We start from the raw sequence: 19,538 nt of genomic DNA, 5'->3' as shown, positions 1-19,538 counted from the left end.
TCATAAAAATGTTAACGTGACACCGCTAGTAATTGCATATCCTCGATAGTGCCACGTTCAGTAGGTGTGTTTATTTTATTCACAATATAATCTTCAGGGATACACAATTAAGAATTAAAATTGGCTTCCCATAACAGCTTCTCTAATTCTCATAGATACTTACTTTGATATTTCTCTGTTCACATACCCACTCAAGAGCCGGATCACCTTCAGAACATATTATCCTACAATTGATGAGTTTATCCGCATACTCTCTTTTGAACATATCATATCCAGCTATAATTTGACCTATTACTAACCTATTGAGCCTGTTCTTAACCTCTATTACTTCTAATTCATAATTAGAAGTAATTAATGAATTAAATGTGTGCTCATAATTCCTATAATTATATATTTTACTCTTATCATTAGGAAAGATCACGCCATCAAATCTTCTTGTCTTTGATCCCTTTGGCCAAATATGATTTCTTCTATTAGATCCAACAGGGACCTCTAAAAATAAATGACCTCCCTCGTCTTCAAAATACTTGTTCAATAGTTTATCTTCTTTAGTTCTTGGAAACTCATGAGTCACAATTTAACACCCTTAAAAAAATAAATTATATCTAAAAAGAAGCTAAGGTGGTTTCTTTCTATTTAACATTATTATAAGCTATGAAAGCATCCCCAATAAAGGCGTTCTTGTCATTCAGAACGAAGGTAGTGTTTATAATGAAACTAGGGGGAAGAACAATCTTAATCATAACAAAAGGGGGCATGAAAGCCCCCAATCCAATCCTGTGTCTTTATTTGTATACCCGTGATATTCTGAGAAATAAACATTATTAACTAATTCTTTTTCACTAAATTTAAGTTAGTGGATTTTTAATGTAGTCTGTATCGTTCACTAATAAGCAAAAACATCCAATTTATTTAACAATCTTTAGCAAGATTGACTTAATTAAACACCCTAACACTATCCCAACAGGCAAAAAAATTATAGGTAGCCACACTGAACCTAAAAGAAGCCCACCAATTTTAAACGTTGATGAAAATATTAAACCAACTGTTAAAAAAAATGCAGAAAATACAAATGGCATAATGAAAAGGGTTCTTTTCCACCACCAGCATCTTTATGTGCATCCCACACTGCAAACATGTACAAGCAGGGATAAAACATTAGCCACTGATAATCTGTTTGTACAATGGCTTCCTCAATTCTTCCATGAAAACTTAAATAAATAACTTCATTAAAGTTTGATTTAACATTAATGAAAATTTCCAAAACAATAAACACGAAACCCTTTAATATCTTTCCGTTTAGGATTTGTGCAAAGCCAGGCAATGCAACACTCCAAAAAATTGCTTCAAGAACTTTGCTTTTTTCCTCTACTATTTCATTTTTTGGATAGTTCATCACGGTCTAATGCCCGTGGCGGTTCTTCCATCCACCCATTTTTAATCATGATTTTAGCCCCGTCATCAGCGTATTTTAATATTTCCGCAACTAATCTGCTATACATAACGCCAATATCCCTTCTTGGACTCATGGACATGCTTCCTCCGTAGTATCCTACACTAAGTGCAATTAAACTTGTTGTATAAAACATCATTTTCCTGTCAGAAAAAGTGTACGTAGTAGAGTCAGTAGCCTCTGTGTCCCATGTCATAGGACAGGGTAAATCACTTTGCTTTAAGAGTGAACCAAATATTTCACAATGCTTATTTGCCATTTCCTTTCCTCTTAATAGAAACTGTTTTACTTCTTCATCCTGGGCAACTTGGCTATAGCCAATCAGGGTGGCTGCCCCTAATGCGTTCCTTTGAAAGTTGGTATATAGGTTTGTAATTTCGGTACCTGTAAGGGGTCTTTTTTCTCCAAAAAAGCCTGCCAAAAAACTTTTCTGTTCTACAAAATCATATGATTCAGGTATTGGGAGATATGGTGACCTGATAAACAGACCCTTTGCCAATAATATATCATTCGTTTGTTTGATAAGGGCATCTGATTCACTTAAACATTGACTAAAAAAGCTATAAACATCTTCTCTTACTGCAACAGGTAAAGCCATGCTATATGCATTTAAACTAATCTTTCCCAATTGATTAACGTTATTTAAATAATAAGTATCAGAAAACAACCTTGGTGCAGTCACATCAACATCTTCATTTAATTTAAAACCATGAGGAACAGGGTAACCTTCCCGAGTAAATATCTCGGTTATTGTGTTAACGTGCAATTGTGAAATGTCTAATGCATATTGAATTACAGATTTAATTTCCGTATCTTCCACTGTATTTAGGTAATATTTTAAATGGCAGATGGTACCACTGTCATTCATGTATGTAGCCCATAAATTTGTTATCTCCGCCGATGTTAATTTGATATCGTATGGTTGAGTAGAATCCATTTTCATCCCTCCAAAATAGGATATTCCTTAACCTTCAGTTTCTCCAATAAATAACTATATATGTAAATCTATTTAGTGTTGTCGATTTGAAATTTAGTCAAATCAAGTATAGTGAACTAATATTTGATTTTGATGTTAAGAAGGAAAATTCCTATGTGGATTGAAAAAGTGTAGGTATATACAAAAAACTGTATGGAAATCTTGATTAAAACTTGAAGAAAGAAAATAATACGTGATAATTAAAAAGGGCAATCCCCTACTGTTCTTTTATTAACGAGGTCCATTTAATAGTCCCTCAATCCCGATTACATCCATCCATTAATTACACCTCTATCACAAACGTTCGTTCCTATATTATTACAAAGTAAATAAGTAATTTATTTTACAATTTTTACGAAGGACTTTTAGACTACTTGTCGAATAACAAGGTGAAAAAGAAAAGGAGTGTTCAATTTGGAAGACCTTATGACCAAGTTAGAAGAATGGGGAGCAATTTTAAGGAAGCATCATAACGATATGGATAATGAATTATTGGAGTTATATTTAGATATGGCTGGATATTCTGGCATCCTACAGAGCAAAATTGATCGATTGGAAGAAAAAATGATTGGAGGTAAATCATTCACAACTCATTAAACAAAGAAAAGGCCCCAGTCTTAACCCGGGGCCTACCTTCAAACTTTATATCCTTTTTGCCTCTTACGTCTTTATCTTTGATGGCCAAGTAATACTTTTAAGGTATCTTTTAGACAACGGATGCTTCGATCACCACAGAGTCTTTTTGTTTAGCAAATGGATTATTTTTAAGGGGAGATCACTTGCTACAAAGAATTATTTCACAAATGTACAAAAATTCCAATAGCATATCCAAAACTTTAACAAAAACCTTTAAAACTAAATCAATTAAGCTATGCCATAATATTATATACAACAGAAACTTTTTCCGCGGAAGTATCAAATTCAATAAATATGAGTCTTCTCAATCCCCAAGGTAATAAACCCTTAAAGAGCTATAAATATTATCACATCATGCCGCCCATTCACTGTATTAACTAATTAATAAAAAATAAGATATCAGTTTAATAAACAAAATCCAGTCATTATCCAGCGGAAGTACCACCGAAAGCCGGCCATAGCAGTTATATAAGACAACATATTCACGAAGAGGTATTCCAATTACTGAAAAACAAGGGGTATTATTCCATCATAAAATTAAAGCCCCCAAAAGTTCAATGAACTCAAAGTGGTCCCCTCTGGCTAATCTGAGGTATCTATCTCACTTACTACTATAACAATATTTCAGGCCTGATATCGGGCGAGGAAACAAGACCACCTCAAGACAACCAGAAAATGAGGTGGTCTTTTGGTTATTATTTATTTGGAACTTTCGTAGCCTTATCCTATTTGTTCAATAAAACGCTGGAAGGCTGCTTGGCCCTCTTGGTTCCTTTTAAAGACTCCTGCATGTTCCAACACCGTGGAAAAGCGTTTGCCTATTTGATGTTGTACATCATTCCATAAGTCCTTTTCTGACGATAGATTCCAATCGATTTTTTTTGCCCATGACACGTGTTTTGCTGTGTGCTCATCTTCAAGGGCATATGTATCCAGTTGAGCAGCAAGGATATACTCGGTGAGCTGTTCCATTTCATCGATTAAACGCCCTGGTAAGACGGCAAGTCCCATAACTTCAATTAAGCCGATGTTCTCTTTTTTTATATGATGAACTTCTTCATGAGGATGGAATATACCCATCGGATGCTCCTCACTCGTGCGGTTGTTTCTCAATACAAGATCCAACTCATAATGACCTTTTCGGTAACGAGCGATCGGTGTAATTGTATTATGGGGTTCACCATTTGTTTCAGCATACACATCCGCATCTTCATCCGAATAGGAGCGCCAGGAATTCAAGACTAATCCCCCCAATTCGGATAGGCGGTGTCGGTCGTCTCCACGAAGACGGATCACTGACATCGGCCAACGAACGATCCCTACTGTTATGTCTTCGAAATGTGGGACCGTGAATGCCTGTTCAATCGCCGCTTTCGCCATTGGGAATTCGTGATGGCCTCCTTGAAAGTGATCATGGCTCAAAATCGAACCACCGACAATGGGAAGATCCGCATTTGAACCCACAAAATAATGAGGAAGTTGATCAGTGAAATCCAGTAAACGCTGTAAGCCCTCTTGCGATATTTCCATCGGACGATGCTCGCGAGAGAAGACAATCGCATGCTCATTGTAATAGACATAAGGGGAGTATTGTAAAAACCAATGCTCTCCTTCGAGATCGATCGGAATGATCCGGTGATTATCCCGAGCAGGATGGTCTAGCCGCCCTGCATACCCAACGTTCTCTTTACATAACAGACACTCGGGATATTTTGTACCTGTATGCGCCCTGGCAGCTGCAATCGCTTTTGGATCTTTTTCCGGTTTTGACAAATTGATAGTGATCTCCAAATTTCCATAGTCTGTTTCACTGTACCAATGCCTATTTTTAGCGATGCGATCCGTTCTAATATAATGCGCATCCTTAGACAGTTGATAAAAATAATCCGTGGCCGATTCCGGTCCTTGTTTCTCAAACGTATGATAAAAGTTCCTAACCACTTCGGATGGTCTTGGAACGAGAGTGTCCATGATTTTCGCATCAAAAAGGTCCCGATCTGTTGTTGTATGATCTTCAAGCAAGCCCTGCTCAATGGAAAAATCGAGCATTTTTTCCAAAATAGGGACAGGGTTATTAGGCTTCTGCCCCTCATTTAAAGGTTCCGGCTTTTTCCCATTAAGTTCGAATAGTTGAAACAAACGGTTGCGAACGTAATCGATATCCCAAACTGAAATCATCTCTTTGTTTAAACCATATTGAATTAATCGTTCGATGTCTTGATAGATGGTCATCTCCGCTCACCAAGCCTTTCGCTTATTTTTCGTATCCATCGGGATGTGCCCGGAACCAATCCCAAGCGGTTTGGATCATTGGATCTAATCCTTTATACTTTGGCTTCCATCCAAGTTCCTTGATCGCTTTTTCTGAGGATGCAACAAGCTGAGCAGGATCGCCTGGTCGACGTGGAGAAACTTCAGCAGGGATGGGATGGACGGTAACTCTTCGTGCTGTATCAATGACCTCTTTCACGCTGAATCCTCGGCCGTTCCCGAGGTTATAGATTGCACTCTCCCCATCACTTTCCAGTTTATCAATGGCTAGAAGGTGTGCATCCACTAAATCGTTGACATGGATATAATCACGAATACATGTCCCATCTTCCGTCGGATAGTCATCGCCAAAAATCATGATCTTCTCACGCTTTCCTTGGGCAACTTGTAAGACAATCGGGATCAAGTGGGTTTCAGGTCGGTGGTCTTCCCCAATCCTGCCGTCCGGATCGGCACCTGCCACATTAAAGTAACGAAGCACAACATGTTTGATACCGTGAGCTTGTTCTGCCCATTGAAGCATTTTTTCAATGGCAAGCTTGGTTTCCCCATACGGATTGGTTGGTACAGCCCGATCATCTTCTTGAATAGGTACATGCTCTGGCTCCCCATAGACGGCAGCTGTTGAGGAAAAAACTATTTGTTTCACTTCGTGTCTTGCCATCGCTTTCAAAAGACAGGTGGCACCGTAAACATTGTTATCATAGTATTGTAAAGGATCTTCTACACTCTCTCCGACAAGGGAGTCTGCCGCAAAGTGTATGACTGAGTGAATCTCGTTTTCTTGAAAGACGCGATCAAGAAATGCTTGATCACGCAAGTCACCGTGACAAAAGGTGACCCCGTCCAAAATCGCCTCTCCATGTCCTTTTTGTAAATTATCCACTACGACCGCTTTTTCGTTACGATCGAGAAGTTGAGCAACTGCATGGCTTCCAATATATCCTGCTCCTCCACATACAAGAACCGTCATATCCTCTCCCCTTCCAATCGTTTTGCTCCATCTCCGATTGCTACGACGTAAAAATCAGCCTCAATGCCTGTCTTATCCTTGTAACGTTCCCCAACATTATGAATAAATGAATCTACATCATCTTTGTTCACAATACTGATCGTACAGCCGCCAAAGCCGGCACCTGTCATTCTTGAGCCGATTGCTCCTTCATCCCAAGCAGCTTCTACAAGAGCGTCCAATTCTTTTCCGGTCACTTCGTAGTCGTCCCGTAAAGAAATATGGGAGTCATTCATGAGCTTGCCAAAACTATCAATATCTCCTTGACTCAAAAACTCAACCGCTGCAAGCGTCCGCTGATTTTCAAAAACAGCATGCTTGGCCCGTTTCTGTACCACTGGGTTTGTTATGACATGTTGATGGGATACAAATTGTTCGGTCGACAAATCACCTAAGCTATGAATCGGAATAGATAGTTTTAATTGTTCCAGAGCTTCTTCACATTCGGAACGACGTTCGTTGTACTTGGAATCCGCGAGACCTCGACGTTTATTCGTATTTGCAATGACTAACGTATGATCCGTTAAGTCTATAGGGGTTTGTTTATAGTCCAAAGTGTCGCAATTCAACAAAAGGGCATGATCTTTTTTCCCCATCCCGATAGCAAATTGGTCCATAATTCCGCAGTTGACGCCCACAAATTCATTTTCTGCTTTCTGGGCTAATTTGATCACGTCCAACCGATCAATTGATAGATTGAAGAGTTCTTCGAGGATAGTTCCCGTCACAAGTTCGATGGAAGCAGATGATGATAACCCTGCGCCATTCGGGATATTACCGTAAAAAGCTATATCCAAGCCGCTGGGAATCTCGTAGCCTGCGTTTCTGAAAGTAGTGATGACACCTTTCGGATAGTTCGCCCAATCGTGGCTTTCTTCATATATAAGGTCTTCTATATCTACCTCAATGATTCCTAGATCCGGAAAGTTCATAGAATAAAAGCGCAGTTTTGTATCCTCTCTTTTCCTTGCAACGGCATAGGTCCCTACACTTAAGGCACACGGAAACACATGGCCGCCATTATAATCGGTATGCTCACCAATCAGATTGACTCTTCCAGGCGCGTAAAATGAATGTGTCCACTTAAGCGTTCCAAACTTCTTCTCAAATTCATCAAATAAATTATTCAATGGTCCACCTCATTTCTAACCGTAATAATTAGTTAATTTGTTTAATTTAATCATTATATAAAAATAATCCCCCTCCCTCTGTGGTGACTAATACCTACTTTTTTGCTAAACGCTTTTACTTTGCATCTATTTCCTTCTAAAAGTTATCTAACGATCCATCCAGCAAATGTTTCTGGCAAATAACGTCTCCTTTAAATCTCTGAGGGTAATAATAATCCACCATTTTCAAAACTCATGATCAACTAGTGCCTCATCCGCTTGTTAACTCCTTCAACTGCAGAAAACACCCGTTGATCTTCCAGATAGACTTCGATGTTTAGTCAAAATTTTATCTCCCCGTACCCTTAAGAAATTGGAGGATACGGAGATTTTAGTTAATTTTATACCAATGCTTTTGGCTTATCGAAGTTCGGCAGCATGTCACCATGGGCTTCAATCAGGTCATCACAAAGCGCGATGATGTCATCGATAGATAGCTCTGCCGCTGTATGCGGATCGAGCATTGCTGCCTGGTAAATATGTTCCCTTTTACCGGACATAGCCGCTTCGATCGTCAATAACTGTGTATTGATATTAGTGCGATCTAGTGCAGCTAACTGCTCAGGAAGGTCACCAACATAACAAGGTGTAATGCCACTGCGGTCCACCAGGCACGGTACCTCTACGGCGGCATTCTTTGGTAGATTACTGATTAAGCCTCCTGTATTCAGCACATTGCCATGGAGGCGGAACGGCTGGCCGGTTTCCATTGCTTCAATGATATAGGAAGCATATTCATGGGAACGCTCATGCGTAAGGTTCTGGTTGTTAACGATGTCTTCCCGCATTTCTTCCCAATCCTTAATTTGATTGACACAGCGCCTTGGGTATTCATCCAGCGGGATATTGAATTTTTCGATCAATTCCGGATAGTTGCACTTAATGAAATATGGATGATATTCGGCATTGTGTTCGGATGATTCCGTGACATAGTAGCCGAAGCGTTCCATCAATTCGAACCGTACCATATCATCATGCTTCTCTTTTTGTTTCTCTCTAGCACGTTTTTTTATTTCCGGATAAAGATCCTTGCCGTCTTTAGTAACTTCAAGCAGCCATGCCAGATGGTTGATTCCGGCAATCTTCCATTGCACGCCTTCATCATCCATATCAAGCGACTTAAATAGTTCCGGAACTGCAGCCTGTACACTATGACAAAGCCCCACTGTTTTTACGTTTGTATAGCTAAGCATAGCCCCTGTCAAGGACGCCATTGGATTCGTGTAATTCAGGAACCAGGCATCAGGACATACTTCCTCAATGTCCTTGGCAAAATCAAGCATGACAGGAATCGTCCGAAGCGCCCGGAAAATCCCGCCGATACCGATCGTGTCCCCAATCGTCTGACGAAGACCGTACTTTTTCGGAATTTCAAAATCAATCACCGTACTAGGCTCATAGCCACCAACCTGAATCGCGTTGACTACATATTTAGCACCACGTAGAGCCTCTTTCCTATCCTTGTAAGATTTAATGGTGACATTAGCACCAAGGCTTTTTTTCAAGTTGTTCAGCATGTTTTCTGAATCCTCCAAACGCTGTTCATCGATATCGAACAGGGCGAATTCAAAGTCCTGAACACTCGGCGTCAACATGCAATCCCCTAACACGTTCTTAGCAAAAATCGTACTTCCAGCACCTAAAAATGTAATTTTTGACATATATACGCTCCTTTACCCTTTAACAGATCCTGAAGAGAGACCTGCCACAAAATATTTTTGTAAAAACAAGAACAAAATCGTATCAAAAATACTTTCTATTGTTGCTCTATCAACCGCCACATGACACTTTTGAAATCATGATCGGGATAAGGCACGTTCAATCCCATATACATTAATTCATCACCACCAAAGACTTCTCCAGTTTCTATGATTCGATAATCTTTATCAGGATTCAATCCATCCAATTTCACCTTGTCAAAAGGACCATTTGCCTCAGCCAAAACATGTACATAAAAGAAAACGGCTTCTGATTTATTCTCATTCACATGAATGGTAGAGTAGTTTTGACATTGGAATGGATCTACTAGACGGTAAAGATCGCCGAACTGGACAGTTTTCCTAATCGATTGATAAACCTGCACCTGTTCACTAATTTGTTGGAGTTCTTCATCAGATAATTTAGTTACATCTAGTTCATAACCTAGATTTCCGTCCATTGCTACATGCCCTCTTGTTTCAAACGGTGTCACACGACCGACTTGATGGTTTGGTACTTCTGAAACGTGAGATCCCATGGAACCAGACGGATAAACAAGGCTTGTTCCGTATTGAATACGCAGGCGTGAAATGGCATCTGTATTATCACTTGTCCATGTTTGCGGCATGTAATAGAGCATTCCAGGATCAAACCTTCCCCCTCCACCAGAACAACTTTCAAATAGAATGTTAGGAAACCTTGTCGTTAACTTTTCCAACACCCAATATAAACCAAGAATATAGCGATGGGCCGTTTCTCTTTGACGCTTGGCAGGGAGAGATTTGGAACCGATTTCAGTCATACTGCGATTCATGTCCCATTTGACGTAGTGGATAGGAGCGCTTTCCAATATCGATGTAATCCTAGACAGCACTTCCTCACAAACGTCAGATCTCGAAAAATCCAATACCAGCTGATTTCTGCTTTCCGATCGCCTTCGATCAGGTACATGGAGACACCAATCGGGATGCTTTCGATACAGCTCGCTATTTACAGATACCATCTCCGGCTCAACCCACAGCCCAAATTGCATGCCTTTTTCATTGATTTTTTTCCCGAGATGATTCAATCCATTGGGTAGTTTCCATTTATTGACAAACCAGTCTCCCAGGGAAGTATGGTCATCATCCCTTTTCCCGAACCACCCATCATCAAGAACGAACAATTCTATCCCTGTTTTGGATGCTTGATCAGCAATTTCCAAAATCGATTCCTCATTAAAGTCAAAATACGTGGCTTCCCAGTTGTTGATTAAAATGGGCCGTTCTTGATCCCGGAAAGCCCCTCGACATAACCTTTCTCGATAAAGTTTATGATAAGTACGAGACATCTCTCCAAGGCCTTCCGAACTGTATACCATAACAACTTCTGGAGTTTGGAAGGTTTCCCCTGGCTCTAAAAGCCAGCTGAAGTCAAAACTATTGATCCCCATCGTCACTCTTGATTGAGAAGTTTGGTCCACTTCAACCGAGGCTTCAAAATTTCCACTATATACAAAACTAAATCCATAAGCCTCACCAGTACATTCCGTGGTCTCTGGTCGCACGAGCGCAATAAAAGGATTTTGCTGGTGGCTGCTGGCTCCGCGGCTACTTTCTACAGACTGCTTCCCTCGCCTGAGAGGAAGTCGTTCCATATCCCTCTCTCGCACATGTGCTCCTGGCAAATTGATCATTTCATACTGACTTTCGCGAAAATCCACATTCATGGACGCTACTTTGGAGAGTAGCAGTTCATTTGTTCCATTGTTTTCTACAAATACCGCTCGAGTAATCACATCTAATTCCTGATAAACGGTATAAAAAAGAGAGACATATAAATCTGTTTCTTCATCCTTCAACTGTAACCGCAATGTTTCTGCTTCGCTATCGTCCTCTACATACGTCGCAGGAAGATCTTCCAGATCGGGTTTGCCAGAAAGGATTTCATGATGGTGATAGCGTAAATCCGTAATCGATGCTCCATTAGGGAGTTCGATATGTATGGAGGGGTTTCTAAAATCCGTATTCCCATATGATGGATATTCCTGGGGTAATGTATCTAAAGAAAATGCACGATCTCTTTTATCAGGATTAGCCGAAAATCCCCGATCCATAAAACGTAAAGGATTAGGGATTCGAGTTTCCCTTACTTTCTTCCCCCAGTAAAGATGGGCTAAATAACCTTCTTTCACGACCTGCATGATGTAGCTTGATTTTTTAGATTTCAAATGAAATATCTTGTTATTTGAATCGTAGTGAATAGACATAAATCAGACCCTCCAATAAAGTTTACGACTTGATGGCACCTTGAGTTACACCACTGATAATCCACCGCTGTAAGAACAAGTAAAGAATGATCATTGGAAGTAACGCCATTAAGTAGGATGCGAAAGCCAAGTTATAGTTCGTTGCGAATTGTCCTTGGAAGACGTATTGCACCAAGGGCAGTGTATGATCAGACTTGTCTGATAGAATAACCAAAGGTAACAGGAAGTCATTCCAAGCCCATAGAGCCGTCAGAATACCTACCGTCGCATTAATCGGTGACAAAAGTGGGAAAATGATTCGCCAAAAGACGCCCCATCGAGAACATCCATCGACGATCGCCGCTTCCTCCAGTTCCTTAGGAATCGCCTTTATAAACCCGGTATATAGAAAGACATTGAACGCCAGCCCATAAACGATATACAACAACACCAGGCCATTCAAATTCATTAACCCAATACTGCTCATTTGGTTGACGATTGGAAGCATAATAATTGGAAACGGGACAAACATAGCGCTGACAAAATAATAAAACAACACACGGTACGTTTTCTTATGCATATTCCTCGCGATCGCATAAGCCACCAAAGAATTAGAGAGAACCGTGAATATAACCGTAAAAACTGTCACATATAAGCTGTTTCCAAACGCATTAAAAAAGTTAGTCATTTCGATCGCCTGCAAGAAGTTGGCGAATGTAAATGTACCAGGGAGAGACAGAATGGATTGTGCTGTTTCTGCTGGGGTCTTAAATGCATTCACAACCGTAATGTAAATCGGAAACAGGATAAGAATTGTCCCAATAATCAACAAAGTGGTGACTGGCCAGTTATAGCGTTTTTCCTTCATTACAATTGAACCTCCCTCTTCTGTAAGATGCGAATTTGGAATATAGAAATTGTCACAATGATAACAAAATAGATCACAGCGTTAGCAGACTGTAATGCAAACTGTCCACCTGCAAACCCATCTTCATAAATTAATAAAGAAATGGACTGTGTTGATCTCCCTGGACCTCCCCCAGTCAAAGCAACGATGTGATCAAACACCATCAAGAAATTTTTCATTGCGAGTACCATGTTGATTGTAAAAAATGGAGCGATCAAAGGGAAAGTGACATGCCAAAAGTTCTGCCATGTACTGGCTCCATCTAAGCTGGAAGCTTCATAAAGGTCATGAGGTACCGTTGCAAGCCCCGCTAAATATAAAATGGTGTTGAAAGCAGCCGCTTGCCAGACAGCGACGATGACAATGGCAACCCAGGCGTAATCCCGGCTACCTAAAATACTTGTCGTTAAAGCTGTCAAGCCGATATTTTCCGCGATGTCAGGTATGAATACGGCAAAAATGTAATTGAAGATAAAACCTACGATAAGAATACTGAGTATGTTCGGCATAAAATAAATGCCTCGTAAGGTCTTTTTGAATTTAATTTTCGCATTTAACCCGAGTGCGATAATCAAACTGATTACATTCACTAGAACCGTGGAAACAATAGCAAATTTGAAAGTGAAAAAGTAAGCGTTATACGCTCTGTCATCTTGAAATATATTAATATAGTTCTGAAATCCGATAAAATCCCAGTTTCCATATCCTTTGAAGTTAGTAAAACTATAAAATATCCCTTGTAGGACAGGGAGGGTATGAAAGCTGAAAAACAAGACGAGGGCCGGTATAATCATATAAAAATACACAGAGGGCTTCTTCTTTAGCACACGATCTTCTCCTTTCAAAGTACCTTTAGAACGGTGAGCATAAAAAGGGGAAAACCACACACCCCCTTCTATGTCAGCGCTTTCAGTCATTCCTCAGTTAAACGTTCATATTCGGAATCCAGTTCGCTCAATAAGGTTTCAAGAGTTCCATCTAACAGATAGTCTTGAAATATCACGTCTACAGGGAACCCTTGTGGGTAATAATGATCCGCAAAAGGGGCAATCTGTTCTTGCTCAAAATAAGCACCCAACTCTTGCAAGGATTCATCTTTTTGCTCTGCACCTTCTACCGCTGAGAACATCCGTTGACTTTCTAAGTAAATTTCAATATTTTCAGGTTTCAACAAGAAATCGACAAACTTTTGAGCCTCTTCAGGGTGTTCTGTGTCTCCAGCGACGGCCAAAGCTACATCAACTCCTGAAATGATATCATTGCTTCCCTCTTCATTAGTTGCCGGCATTGGGAATACACCTAAATTCATATCCGGATTAGCGTCTAAAATTGGACCAAGGGCCCAAACCCCTTGCATGTACATCACAGATTCTCCATTTGCAAATGCATTATTCCCAATATTATAGTCTTCACCGAATACATCATTGTCTGTGTATTGAAGAAGTTCCTCTAATTTTTTTGCAATGATTCCGTATTCCTCACTGAATGAGGTTTCTCCGGCTTCTAATTCTTCAAAAAACTCTGTCCCATGAATATTGGTCGCTAGAGTATTCAAAGGTGGCAAGATCGTCCATGATTCGCCATAGGTAGAATAGAACGGAGTCTCTCCCTGAGACTGAATTTCCTCAGCAAGTGAGATAAGCTCGTCCCAAGTTTTAGGAATTTCTAAACCTAACTCTTCGAATTTATCTTTGTTATAAATAATTCCATTGGCATTTACTGTGTGCGGAAGCGCATACAATTCTTCCGTACCACTCAATCGTTTCAACATGTCTTCATATTCATCAATGACACTGTCTAGGTTTTCATTTTCACTTTGATCCTTAAATACCCCTGACTGAGCGATTTCTCCAAAAGTAGCACCGCCGTTGATAGTCATTACATCTGGTACATCATTTTGAGATAATCGAGAAAAAAGAACTGTGTCCGGATCAGGAACATTATTTTGTTCGACATCTATATCCGGATTTTCTTCCTCAAATTTTTCTATTAGCTTATCAAAATCTTCTACAGCTTCTCCTTTAAATTGGAAGAATTCCAACTGTACTTTTCCATCCTGACTCGCTGATTCATCACCACCACACCCAGTTAACAAGAGCAATATAGCCAACACAGTCACCATAACAGCACCTATTTTTTTAAACATAATTTCTCCTCCTACCTTTAGATTGAAATCGATTTCAAAACATTTTATAACCATTCACCTTGTAGCAAATGGCCCCTAACCTTGTCCTATCGAATCACCTCCTAATATTGAACTACCAAGTTGTTAATTCGTAACCCGTTTTATTGAACGGATGCCACTTTTGCTCCACAGCTGTCTCGCACCACAAGTTCTGTAGGTAGAGTCACTTTCACAGGAATTTGCCTTCCATTGATACGGTCCTCCATTAACTTGACTCCCATTCTTCCCATTTCTTCTGTATGGACTCTAACTGTTGTCAAAGGAGTACTCGCGAACTGTGCGAGTTGAACATCATTAAAACCAACGATTGCTACATCTTCAGGCACTTTGTAATTACTTTCCTGCAAAGCTCTTAACGCGCCGATAGCCATTGAATCACTTGCAATAAAGAAGGCTTCGGGTAAATCACCTTTCTGGATCGCTTTTTTCATAAGATTATAGGCAGACGCCATGGTAAACTCACCCACGTAGCAAGAACTGGAATCGAATACTCCCTTCTCTTCCATATACGTTTTGAAAGTGACCCTTCGTTCATCTTCAAACTCTTTCTGTTCATTACGGAAATGCTCTGTCTCTTCCCCACCAATGAACCCTATCTTTTCATAACCGAGATCTAGAAGATGGTCTAACGCTTTTTTTGTCGCTTTTTCAAAATCAAAAATGACAGAATCATACTGTTCTTCTTCAACTGTGTGATTGATATAAACAACATTCTCCAGTTGATCACTAATTTGATGAAGCGTTTCTGAACCAATCCTTCCGAGGACGACTAAATTCTTAATCTCTTTATCGATTTGTCCATTACGCAAGTTCGTAAGTCTAAATAGCTCAGTAATTATAAAATCCCTTTTTCGACATTCCTCTTCAATTCCTTGTCTTATGGATAAGAAATATGGGTCGTTCATTTCTTCTTCAACTGAGTGGCATAATAAAACACCTACTTTTTCGGATGCATCCTGCGCAGGTATGTGTTGTTGTTTCTTACGTTCTTGGAGCGTTTTATAACCTAATTCATTGGCCGCTTGCATGATTTTTTCCCTCGTATCAGCGGCAACTGATAAAGATTGATCGTTATTCAATACACGAGATATGGTTGTACTAGAAAAATTTGTTTTCAATGCAATTTCTTTAATCGTAGTCATAATCAATCCTTCTCCTCACTAAAATTTCAGTAAATTTCAGTATTATATTTTTATACTATCACTTGATATTATCGCTTTCAACATAAATCAGTAAAATTGTTTGAATTTTTTAATATCCAAATAACCCCTATATATACGACACTAAGATTACATCCAATTATAAAACAGTGAAACAACTCGGTATTTTATTTACTAAAATTCACTAAATAAAATAAGGGGATCGGTGCCTATACTCCACCACTCTACTAAACAATAGCGCGAAATGTTTTTAAAACAAAAGAGCTTACTTCCCCCCATTGAGGAAGTAAGCTCTTTCGTTTGGTAACTTTATTACATAAGGGGATGTGTAAGGAGGACCTTACATAATGCCGCCCATGGATTCGCCTAAGAAAATAGAGAATAGTGACATCCTTAATATCTGGAAGTAGAAGCTTGTAATCTGTTCACATGAAGCAAAATATTAAATAAACCTTAAGCACTTATGAGAAATAGTATGTCAAAAGGTATGTCATTCATTTGGGAGCCAGCTTCAGCATCATTAGCATTTTATTCACTTCACCGAAAGTCGCCCCTTGTTTCTTATAAAAGGAAATCTCTTCTGTACATACATAATCTAGATAGTACTGAGAAGCTTCCTTTTAAAAGTACTCCTCTCTTCACCAATAAAAGAAAAATTACTTCTCTATCCATCTTTCGAAATCTTCTCAGCTGCTTGATCCTTTTTCCAATAACCAACCCTATGCACCTTAGTCAGGGAAGCAGGAACCCTATGTTCGTCTTGAAGAGATTTCAATATTGAAAATCCCATGAGAACCAATAGAAGTGTAAATGGTGATGCTACTACGATAGCCACCGTTTTAACAGCATCTAATCCCCCTGCGAGTAGAAAGACAACGGCTGATCCTGCGATAATCAATCCCCAGAGGACTTTCAGCTTTTTGGATGGATTTAATTCTCCTCCATAGCTCAGCATACTCAGAACATAAGTTGCCGAGTCAGCTGAAGTTATGAAAAATACAAGGATAATAATGAAAGAAGTGATACTAAGTATAGGTCCAATTTGGTAAAAATTCAGGAAGGCAAATAATGCATAGGTGATATTGTTATTAATTTCTTCCACCAGCTGATTATTTCCAAGTGACTGGACTTGGTGAATAGCTGAAACCCCGACAATAGCGAACCAAATAAATGTGATGAGTGTTGGAACAATTAATACGCCTGCTAAATATTCTTTTATAGTTCGGCCTTTTGAAATTCGTGCAAAGAATGACCCTACAAATGGCCCCCATGTCATCCACCAGGCCCAGTAAAAAACGGTCCAATCTTGGATCCACTGGTTGCCAGAAGGTGCAAATGCATTCAAGCGAAAGCTTAAATTCAATATGTCACTTATATATCCGCTAGAAGAACTCAAGAAGACTTGAAGAATTTGTTTGGTAGGTCCAATCATAAAAAGAGTGAGCATCAAGACTCCAGCTAACACCATATTAATATTTGAGAGAACCTTGATGCCGCGATTAAGACCAGATAAAGCGGATATTAAAAATAAAACCGTAGCCGTTACAATCACTATTATTTGGAAGGTCGTCGTATTTGGAATGCTGTAGGAAAAATTTAACCCACCCGTGATTTGAAGGGCGCTTAATCCTAACGTACTTGCAACACCAATCGCTGTAATAAATACAGCAAGGATATCGATGGTCTTCCCTATTGGAGAATAAATTTTGTCTCCTAAAATGGGATAAAAGATTGAACTAATCGTTGCAGGTAATCCTATTCGATACTGAAAATAAGCGAGTCCTAGACCTAGCAAGGCAAAAATTGCCCACGGGTGCAGTCCCCAATGAAAGAACACATATTTCATAGATAGAGCTGCGCTCTCCGCACTAGAGGCTTCCCCGTAAGGAGGGTTAGCATAGTGAGTAACGGGCTCAGCTACACTCCAAAATACCAGCCCCACACCCATTCCGCCACTAAACAACATGGCAATCCACGAACGGGTGCTATGCTCCGGTTCATCTGAATCTTTACCAAGCTTAACCTTTCCGTACTTAGAAAACATAAAGAACAAACAAAATCCTACAAAAGCAGATCCAGCGAAAAGATAGAACCAGTCAAAGTAGTCTAGCGCTATACTAAGCAGAGTATTGGCGGCACTCGCCAACCAGCTAGTCCAAATGATACCAACTAAAATAAACAAACCGCACACCAAAATTGAGAGCTTTAATACTGGATTTTTCAACCTACCTCCTCCTCATTATGTTTTGCTTACTGTACACGTTGATACATTTGAACCTTCTTCAACGGGATCTTCGGATCTTCTAACTCTTTCCTTTCTATAGGTTGTTGTTTTTGAATCATCTTTCTAGCTTTAATGATATGTTTGGGTTCATTGACTAATAAGGCTGCTTGTACGATTTGATATTTATCTAAATAATAGACACTAAAAGAAGAATTACTAAGACTTCCGCGCACGACGATCTCACAATTCTTAACAGGTTTTCCTAAAAACTGAATGTGTCGATCATACTGGTTCGACCAGAAATAAGGAATGTTCCTGTAAGGCTCTGAGAGGTTATTTACAATGTTTTTCGCTATACTTTTCCCGTGCTGGACCGCATGATCCCAATGTGAAACCACTACGTTATTATTTAAATAGGGCCACTCTGCACAATCCCCTGCAGCATAGACATTCTCTATAGAAGTTCGACCATAGTCATCAACTACAATTCCTTTATTAACATCCAGCTCGGGATGTTGGAAAGTAATAGTCGGCACAACTCCAATTCCAATCAGTACTGCATCGCAAGTAATTTGTTTGCCCTCTGCCGTAATGACTCCTTCTACTTCTTGCTCTCCCTGGATAGTATGGAGGGAATCTCCTGTCAAAAATTCCACTCCCTTTGCTTCATGCATTTCGCGGAAATATTGGCCTACATTTTCTCCGAAAATATGAGACATTGGCCATTTGATTTTTTCAATGATCGTTACCTCAATGCCTTTCTCACGGCAAACAGAGGCGACTTCCAGCCCTATAAATCCCGCTCCGACAATGGCAATTCTATTCAAATTAGGCAGAGAACCTCTCAATTTCTTCGCATCAGAAAGCGCTCTCAAATAGTGAACCCCTTGTAAATGATCCCCTTCTACAGAGAGTTTACGAAGGGAAGAACCTGTAGCAATAATAAGAGAAGAGTATTCAATCTTACTCCCATCCTTAAGATAGATTGCTTTTTCTTCCTTGCTGATCCAATCTGCATAAACTCCTGATAAGAGGTGAATCGACAATTGGTCATAATCATCAGGGTTATAAAGTGTAAACTGACCTTCTTCCTTTTCTCCGGCAAGAAATTCTTTAGAAAGAGGCGGACGGTCGTAAGGAACGCCCGCTTCTCCTTCAATTAAAAGTATTTCACCTTCGTAACCTTGGTTGCGCAATTCGCGTGCAGCGCTGTGTCCAGCTATTCCACTCCCTACAATGACAACTCTATTATGATCCAACATGCTCACGCTCCTATCCTAAGTTAATCCACACCTGTCCGTCCTCCACTACGACTTCATATGTCGAAAGAGGCTGGTCTGTAGGTCCATCAATCACGCTGCCATCCCGTATGTCAAAAGCAGCAAGGTGAAGAGGACAATATAAGCAGTGTTCATCCATATCTCCTTCTGCAAGCTCCGCATAAGCATGGGTACAAATGCCATCAACCGCATAGACTTCCCCATTCCATTTACCAACCACCAGCGTCATAGTTCCAGCCAAAACTTCTCTGGGTTCTTCTTCTTCAATAGCCGCTAACTCATCTACATAGAACAATTGGTTCTTATTTGCCACTTCACTCACCTCTTTCACCCCTCCATT

General features: G+C 39.9%; 15 protein-coding genes and 1 pseudogene. 1 reads left to right on the top strand and 15 read right to left on the bottom strand.

The features are described from left to right. Positions 1 to 142: 142 nt before the first annotated feature. From BLW54_RS15775 to BLW54_RS15765, 3 genes and pseudogenes are all read right to left on the bottom strand, one after another. A complete protein-coding gene (locus BLW54_RS15775) occupies positions 143 to 574 on the bottom strand; it encodes a hypothetical protein (protein WP_074735755.1) in 432 nt (143 codons plus the stop codon). Positions 575 to 908: 334 nt separating this feature from the next. Next, positions 909 to 1,396, bottom strand: a pseudogene (locus tag BLW54_RS15770) (hypothetical protein). Continuing rightward, the gene (locus BLW54_RS15765) at positions 1,377 to 2,390 is read right to left on the bottom strand and encodes a DUF3231 family protein (RefSeq protein WP_074735753.1); all 1,014 of its coding nucleotides are present in this window, start codon (positions 2,388 to 2,390) and stop codon (positions 1,377 to 1,379) included. Before BLW54_RS15765 ends, BLW54_RS15770 begins: the two are co-directional and overlap by 20 nt. Before the next feature lie 453 nt (positions 2,391 to 2,843). On the opposite strand from BLW54_RS15765, the gene BLW54_RS15760 reads away from it, so the two are divergent. After that, on the top strand, positions 2,844 to 3,026 hold the full coding sequence (locus BLW54_RS15760) for a hypothetical protein (protein WP_074735751.1): 183 nt from the start codon (positions 2,844 to 2,846) through the stop codon (positions 3,024 to 3,026). 759 nt (positions 3,027 to 3,785) lie between these two features. Here the strand turns inward: BLW54_RS15760 and galT are convergent. The 12 genes from galT to BLW54_RS15700 form a co-directional block, all read right to left on the bottom strand. Then, complete coding sequence (gene galT, locus BLW54_RS15755) at positions 3,786 to 5,297, bottom strand: UDP-glucose--hexose-1-phosphate uridylyltransferase (RefSeq protein ID WP_074735749.1); 1,512 nt, start codon at positions 5,295 to 5,297, stop codon at positions 3,786 to 3,788. Positions 5,298 to 5,319: 22 nt separating this feature from the next. Next, positions 5,320 to 6,309, bottom strand: coding sequence for a UDP-glucose 4-epimerase GalE (gene galE / locus BLW54_RS15750; RefSeq protein ID WP_074735747.1), 990 nt, complete (start codon positions 6,307 to 6,309; stop codon positions 5,320 to 5,322). Next, positions 6,306 to 7,478: a galactokinase gene (locus BLW54_RS15745; protein ID WP_074735745.1), complete on the bottom strand. Its 1,173-nt coding sequence runs from the start codon at positions 7,476 to 7,478 to the stop codon at positions 6,306 to 6,308. Before BLW54_RS15745 ends, galE begins: the two co-directional genes overlap by 4 nt. 380 nt (positions 7,479 to 7,858) lie before the next feature. Continuing rightward, a complete protein-coding gene (locus BLW54_RS15740) occupies positions 7,859 to 9,178 on the bottom strand; it encodes an alpha-glucosidase/alpha-galactosidase (RefSeq protein ID WP_074735743.1) in 1,320 nt (439 codons plus the stop codon). Between the two features lie 95 nt (positions 9,179 to 9,273). Then, on the bottom strand, positions 9,274 to 11,463 hold the full coding sequence (locus tag BLW54_RS15735; protein ID WP_074735741.1) for an alpha-galactosidase: 2,190 nt from the start codon (positions 11,461 to 11,463) through the stop codon (positions 9,274 to 9,276). Positions 11,464 to 11,485: 22 nt separating this feature from the next. Next, positions 11,486 to 12,310 carry a carbohydrate ABC transporter permease gene (locus BLW54_RS15730; protein WP_074735738.1) on the bottom strand — a complete coding sequence of 275 codons (825 nt, stop codon included), beginning with the start codon at positions 12,308 to 12,310 and terminating at the stop codon, positions 11,486 to 11,488. Next, positions 12,310 to 13,143 (bottom strand): carbohydrate ABC transporter permease, encoded by an 834-nt coding sequence (locus tag BLW54_RS15725; protein ID WP_074735894.1) that lies wholly within the window; start codon positions 13,141 to 13,143, stop codon positions 12,310 to 12,312. The genes BLW54_RS15730 and BLW54_RS15725 overlap by 1 nt, the downstream gene beginning before the upstream one ends. Before the next feature lie 119 nt (positions 13,144 to 13,262). Then, positions 13,263 to 14,495 (bottom strand): ABC transporter substrate-binding protein, encoded by a 1,233-nt coding sequence (locus BLW54_RS15720; RefSeq protein WP_074735735.1) that lies wholly within the window; start codon positions 14,493 to 14,495, stop codon positions 13,263 to 13,265. A gap of 140 nt (positions 14,496 to 14,635) precedes the next feature. Further along, positions 14,636 to 15,676 carry a LacI family DNA-binding transcriptional regulator gene (locus tag BLW54_RS15715; protein ID WP_074735732.1) on the bottom strand — a complete coding sequence of 347 codons (1,041 nt, stop codon included), beginning with the start codon at positions 15,674 to 15,676 and terminating at the stop codon, positions 14,636 to 14,638. A 682-nt stretch (positions 15,677 to 16,358) separates the two neighbouring features. Beyond that, the gene (locus tag BLW54_RS15710) at positions 16,359 to 17,918 is read right to left on the bottom strand and encodes a BCCT family transporter (RefSeq protein WP_074735729.1); all 1,560 of its coding nucleotides are present in this window, start codon (positions 17,916 to 17,918) and stop codon (positions 16,359 to 16,361) included. Between the two features lie 26 nt (positions 17,919 to 17,944). Beyond that, the gene (locus BLW54_RS15705; RefSeq protein WP_074735727.1) at positions 17,945 to 19,180 is read right to left on the bottom strand and encodes an NAD(P)/FAD-dependent oxidoreductase; all 1,236 of its coding nucleotides are present in this window, start codon (positions 19,178 to 19,180) and stop codon (positions 17,945 to 17,947) included. Between the two features lie 10 nt (positions 19,181 to 19,190). Continuing rightward, positions 19,191 to 19,520 (bottom strand): Rieske (2Fe-2S) protein, encoded by a 330-nt coding sequence (locus BLW54_RS15700; protein ID WP_244153531.1) that lies wholly within the window; start codon positions 19,518 to 19,520, stop codon positions 19,191 to 19,193. Positions 19,521 to 19,538: the final 18 nt, after the last annotated feature.

It is taken from the genome of Halobacillus karajensis, from assembly GCF_900108515.1.
Lineage (GTDB): Bacteria > Bacillota > Bacilli > Bacillales > Halobacillaceae > Halobacillus > Halobacillus karajensis.
The sequence above is the reverse complement of the archived record's forward strand: the minus strand, read 5'-3'. Positions and strand labels throughout refer to the sequence as shown.

Excerpts from the sequence above, each read along its gene's own strand:
- BLW54_RS15730 (WP_074735738.1), bottom strand. The coding sequence starts at position 12,310 with ATGAAGGAAAAACGCTATAACTGGCCAGTCACCACTTTGTTGATTATT.
- BLW54_RS15765 (WP_074735753.1), bottom strand. The coding sequence starts at position 2,390 with ATGGATTCTACTCAACCATACGATATCAAATTAACATCGGCGGAGATA.
- galE (WP_074735747.1), bottom strand. The coding sequence starts at position 6,309 with ATGACGGTTCTTGTATGTGGAGGAGCAGGATATATTGGAAGCCATGCA.
- BLW54_RS15720 (WP_074735735.1), bottom strand. The coding sequence starts at position 14,495 with ATGTTTAAAAAAATAGGTGCTGTTATGGTGACTGTGTTGGCTATATTG.
- BLW54_RS15735 (WP_074735741.1), bottom strand. The coding sequence starts at position 11,463 with ATGTCTATTCACTACGATTCAAATAACAAGATATTTCATTTGAAATCT.
- BLW54_RS15740 (WP_074735743.1), bottom strand. The coding sequence starts at position 9,178 with ATGTCAAAAATTACATTTTTAGGTGCTGGAAGTACGATTTTTGCTAAG.
- BLW54_RS15715 (WP_074735732.1), bottom strand. The coding sequence starts at position 15,676 with ATGACTACGATTAAAGAAATTGCATTGAAAACAAATTTTTCTAGTACA.
- galT (WP_074735749.1), bottom strand. The coding sequence starts at position 5,297 with ATGACCATCTATCAAGACATCGAACGATTAATTCAATATGGTTTAAAC.
- BLW54_RS15725 (WP_074735894.1), bottom strand. The coding sequence starts at position 13,143 with ATGATTATACCGGCCCTCGTCTTGTTTTTCAGCTTTCATACCCTCCCT.
- BLW54_RS15705 (WP_074735727.1), bottom strand. The coding sequence starts at position 19,180 with ATGTTGGATCATAATAGAGTTGTCATTGTAGGGAGTGGAATAGCTGGA.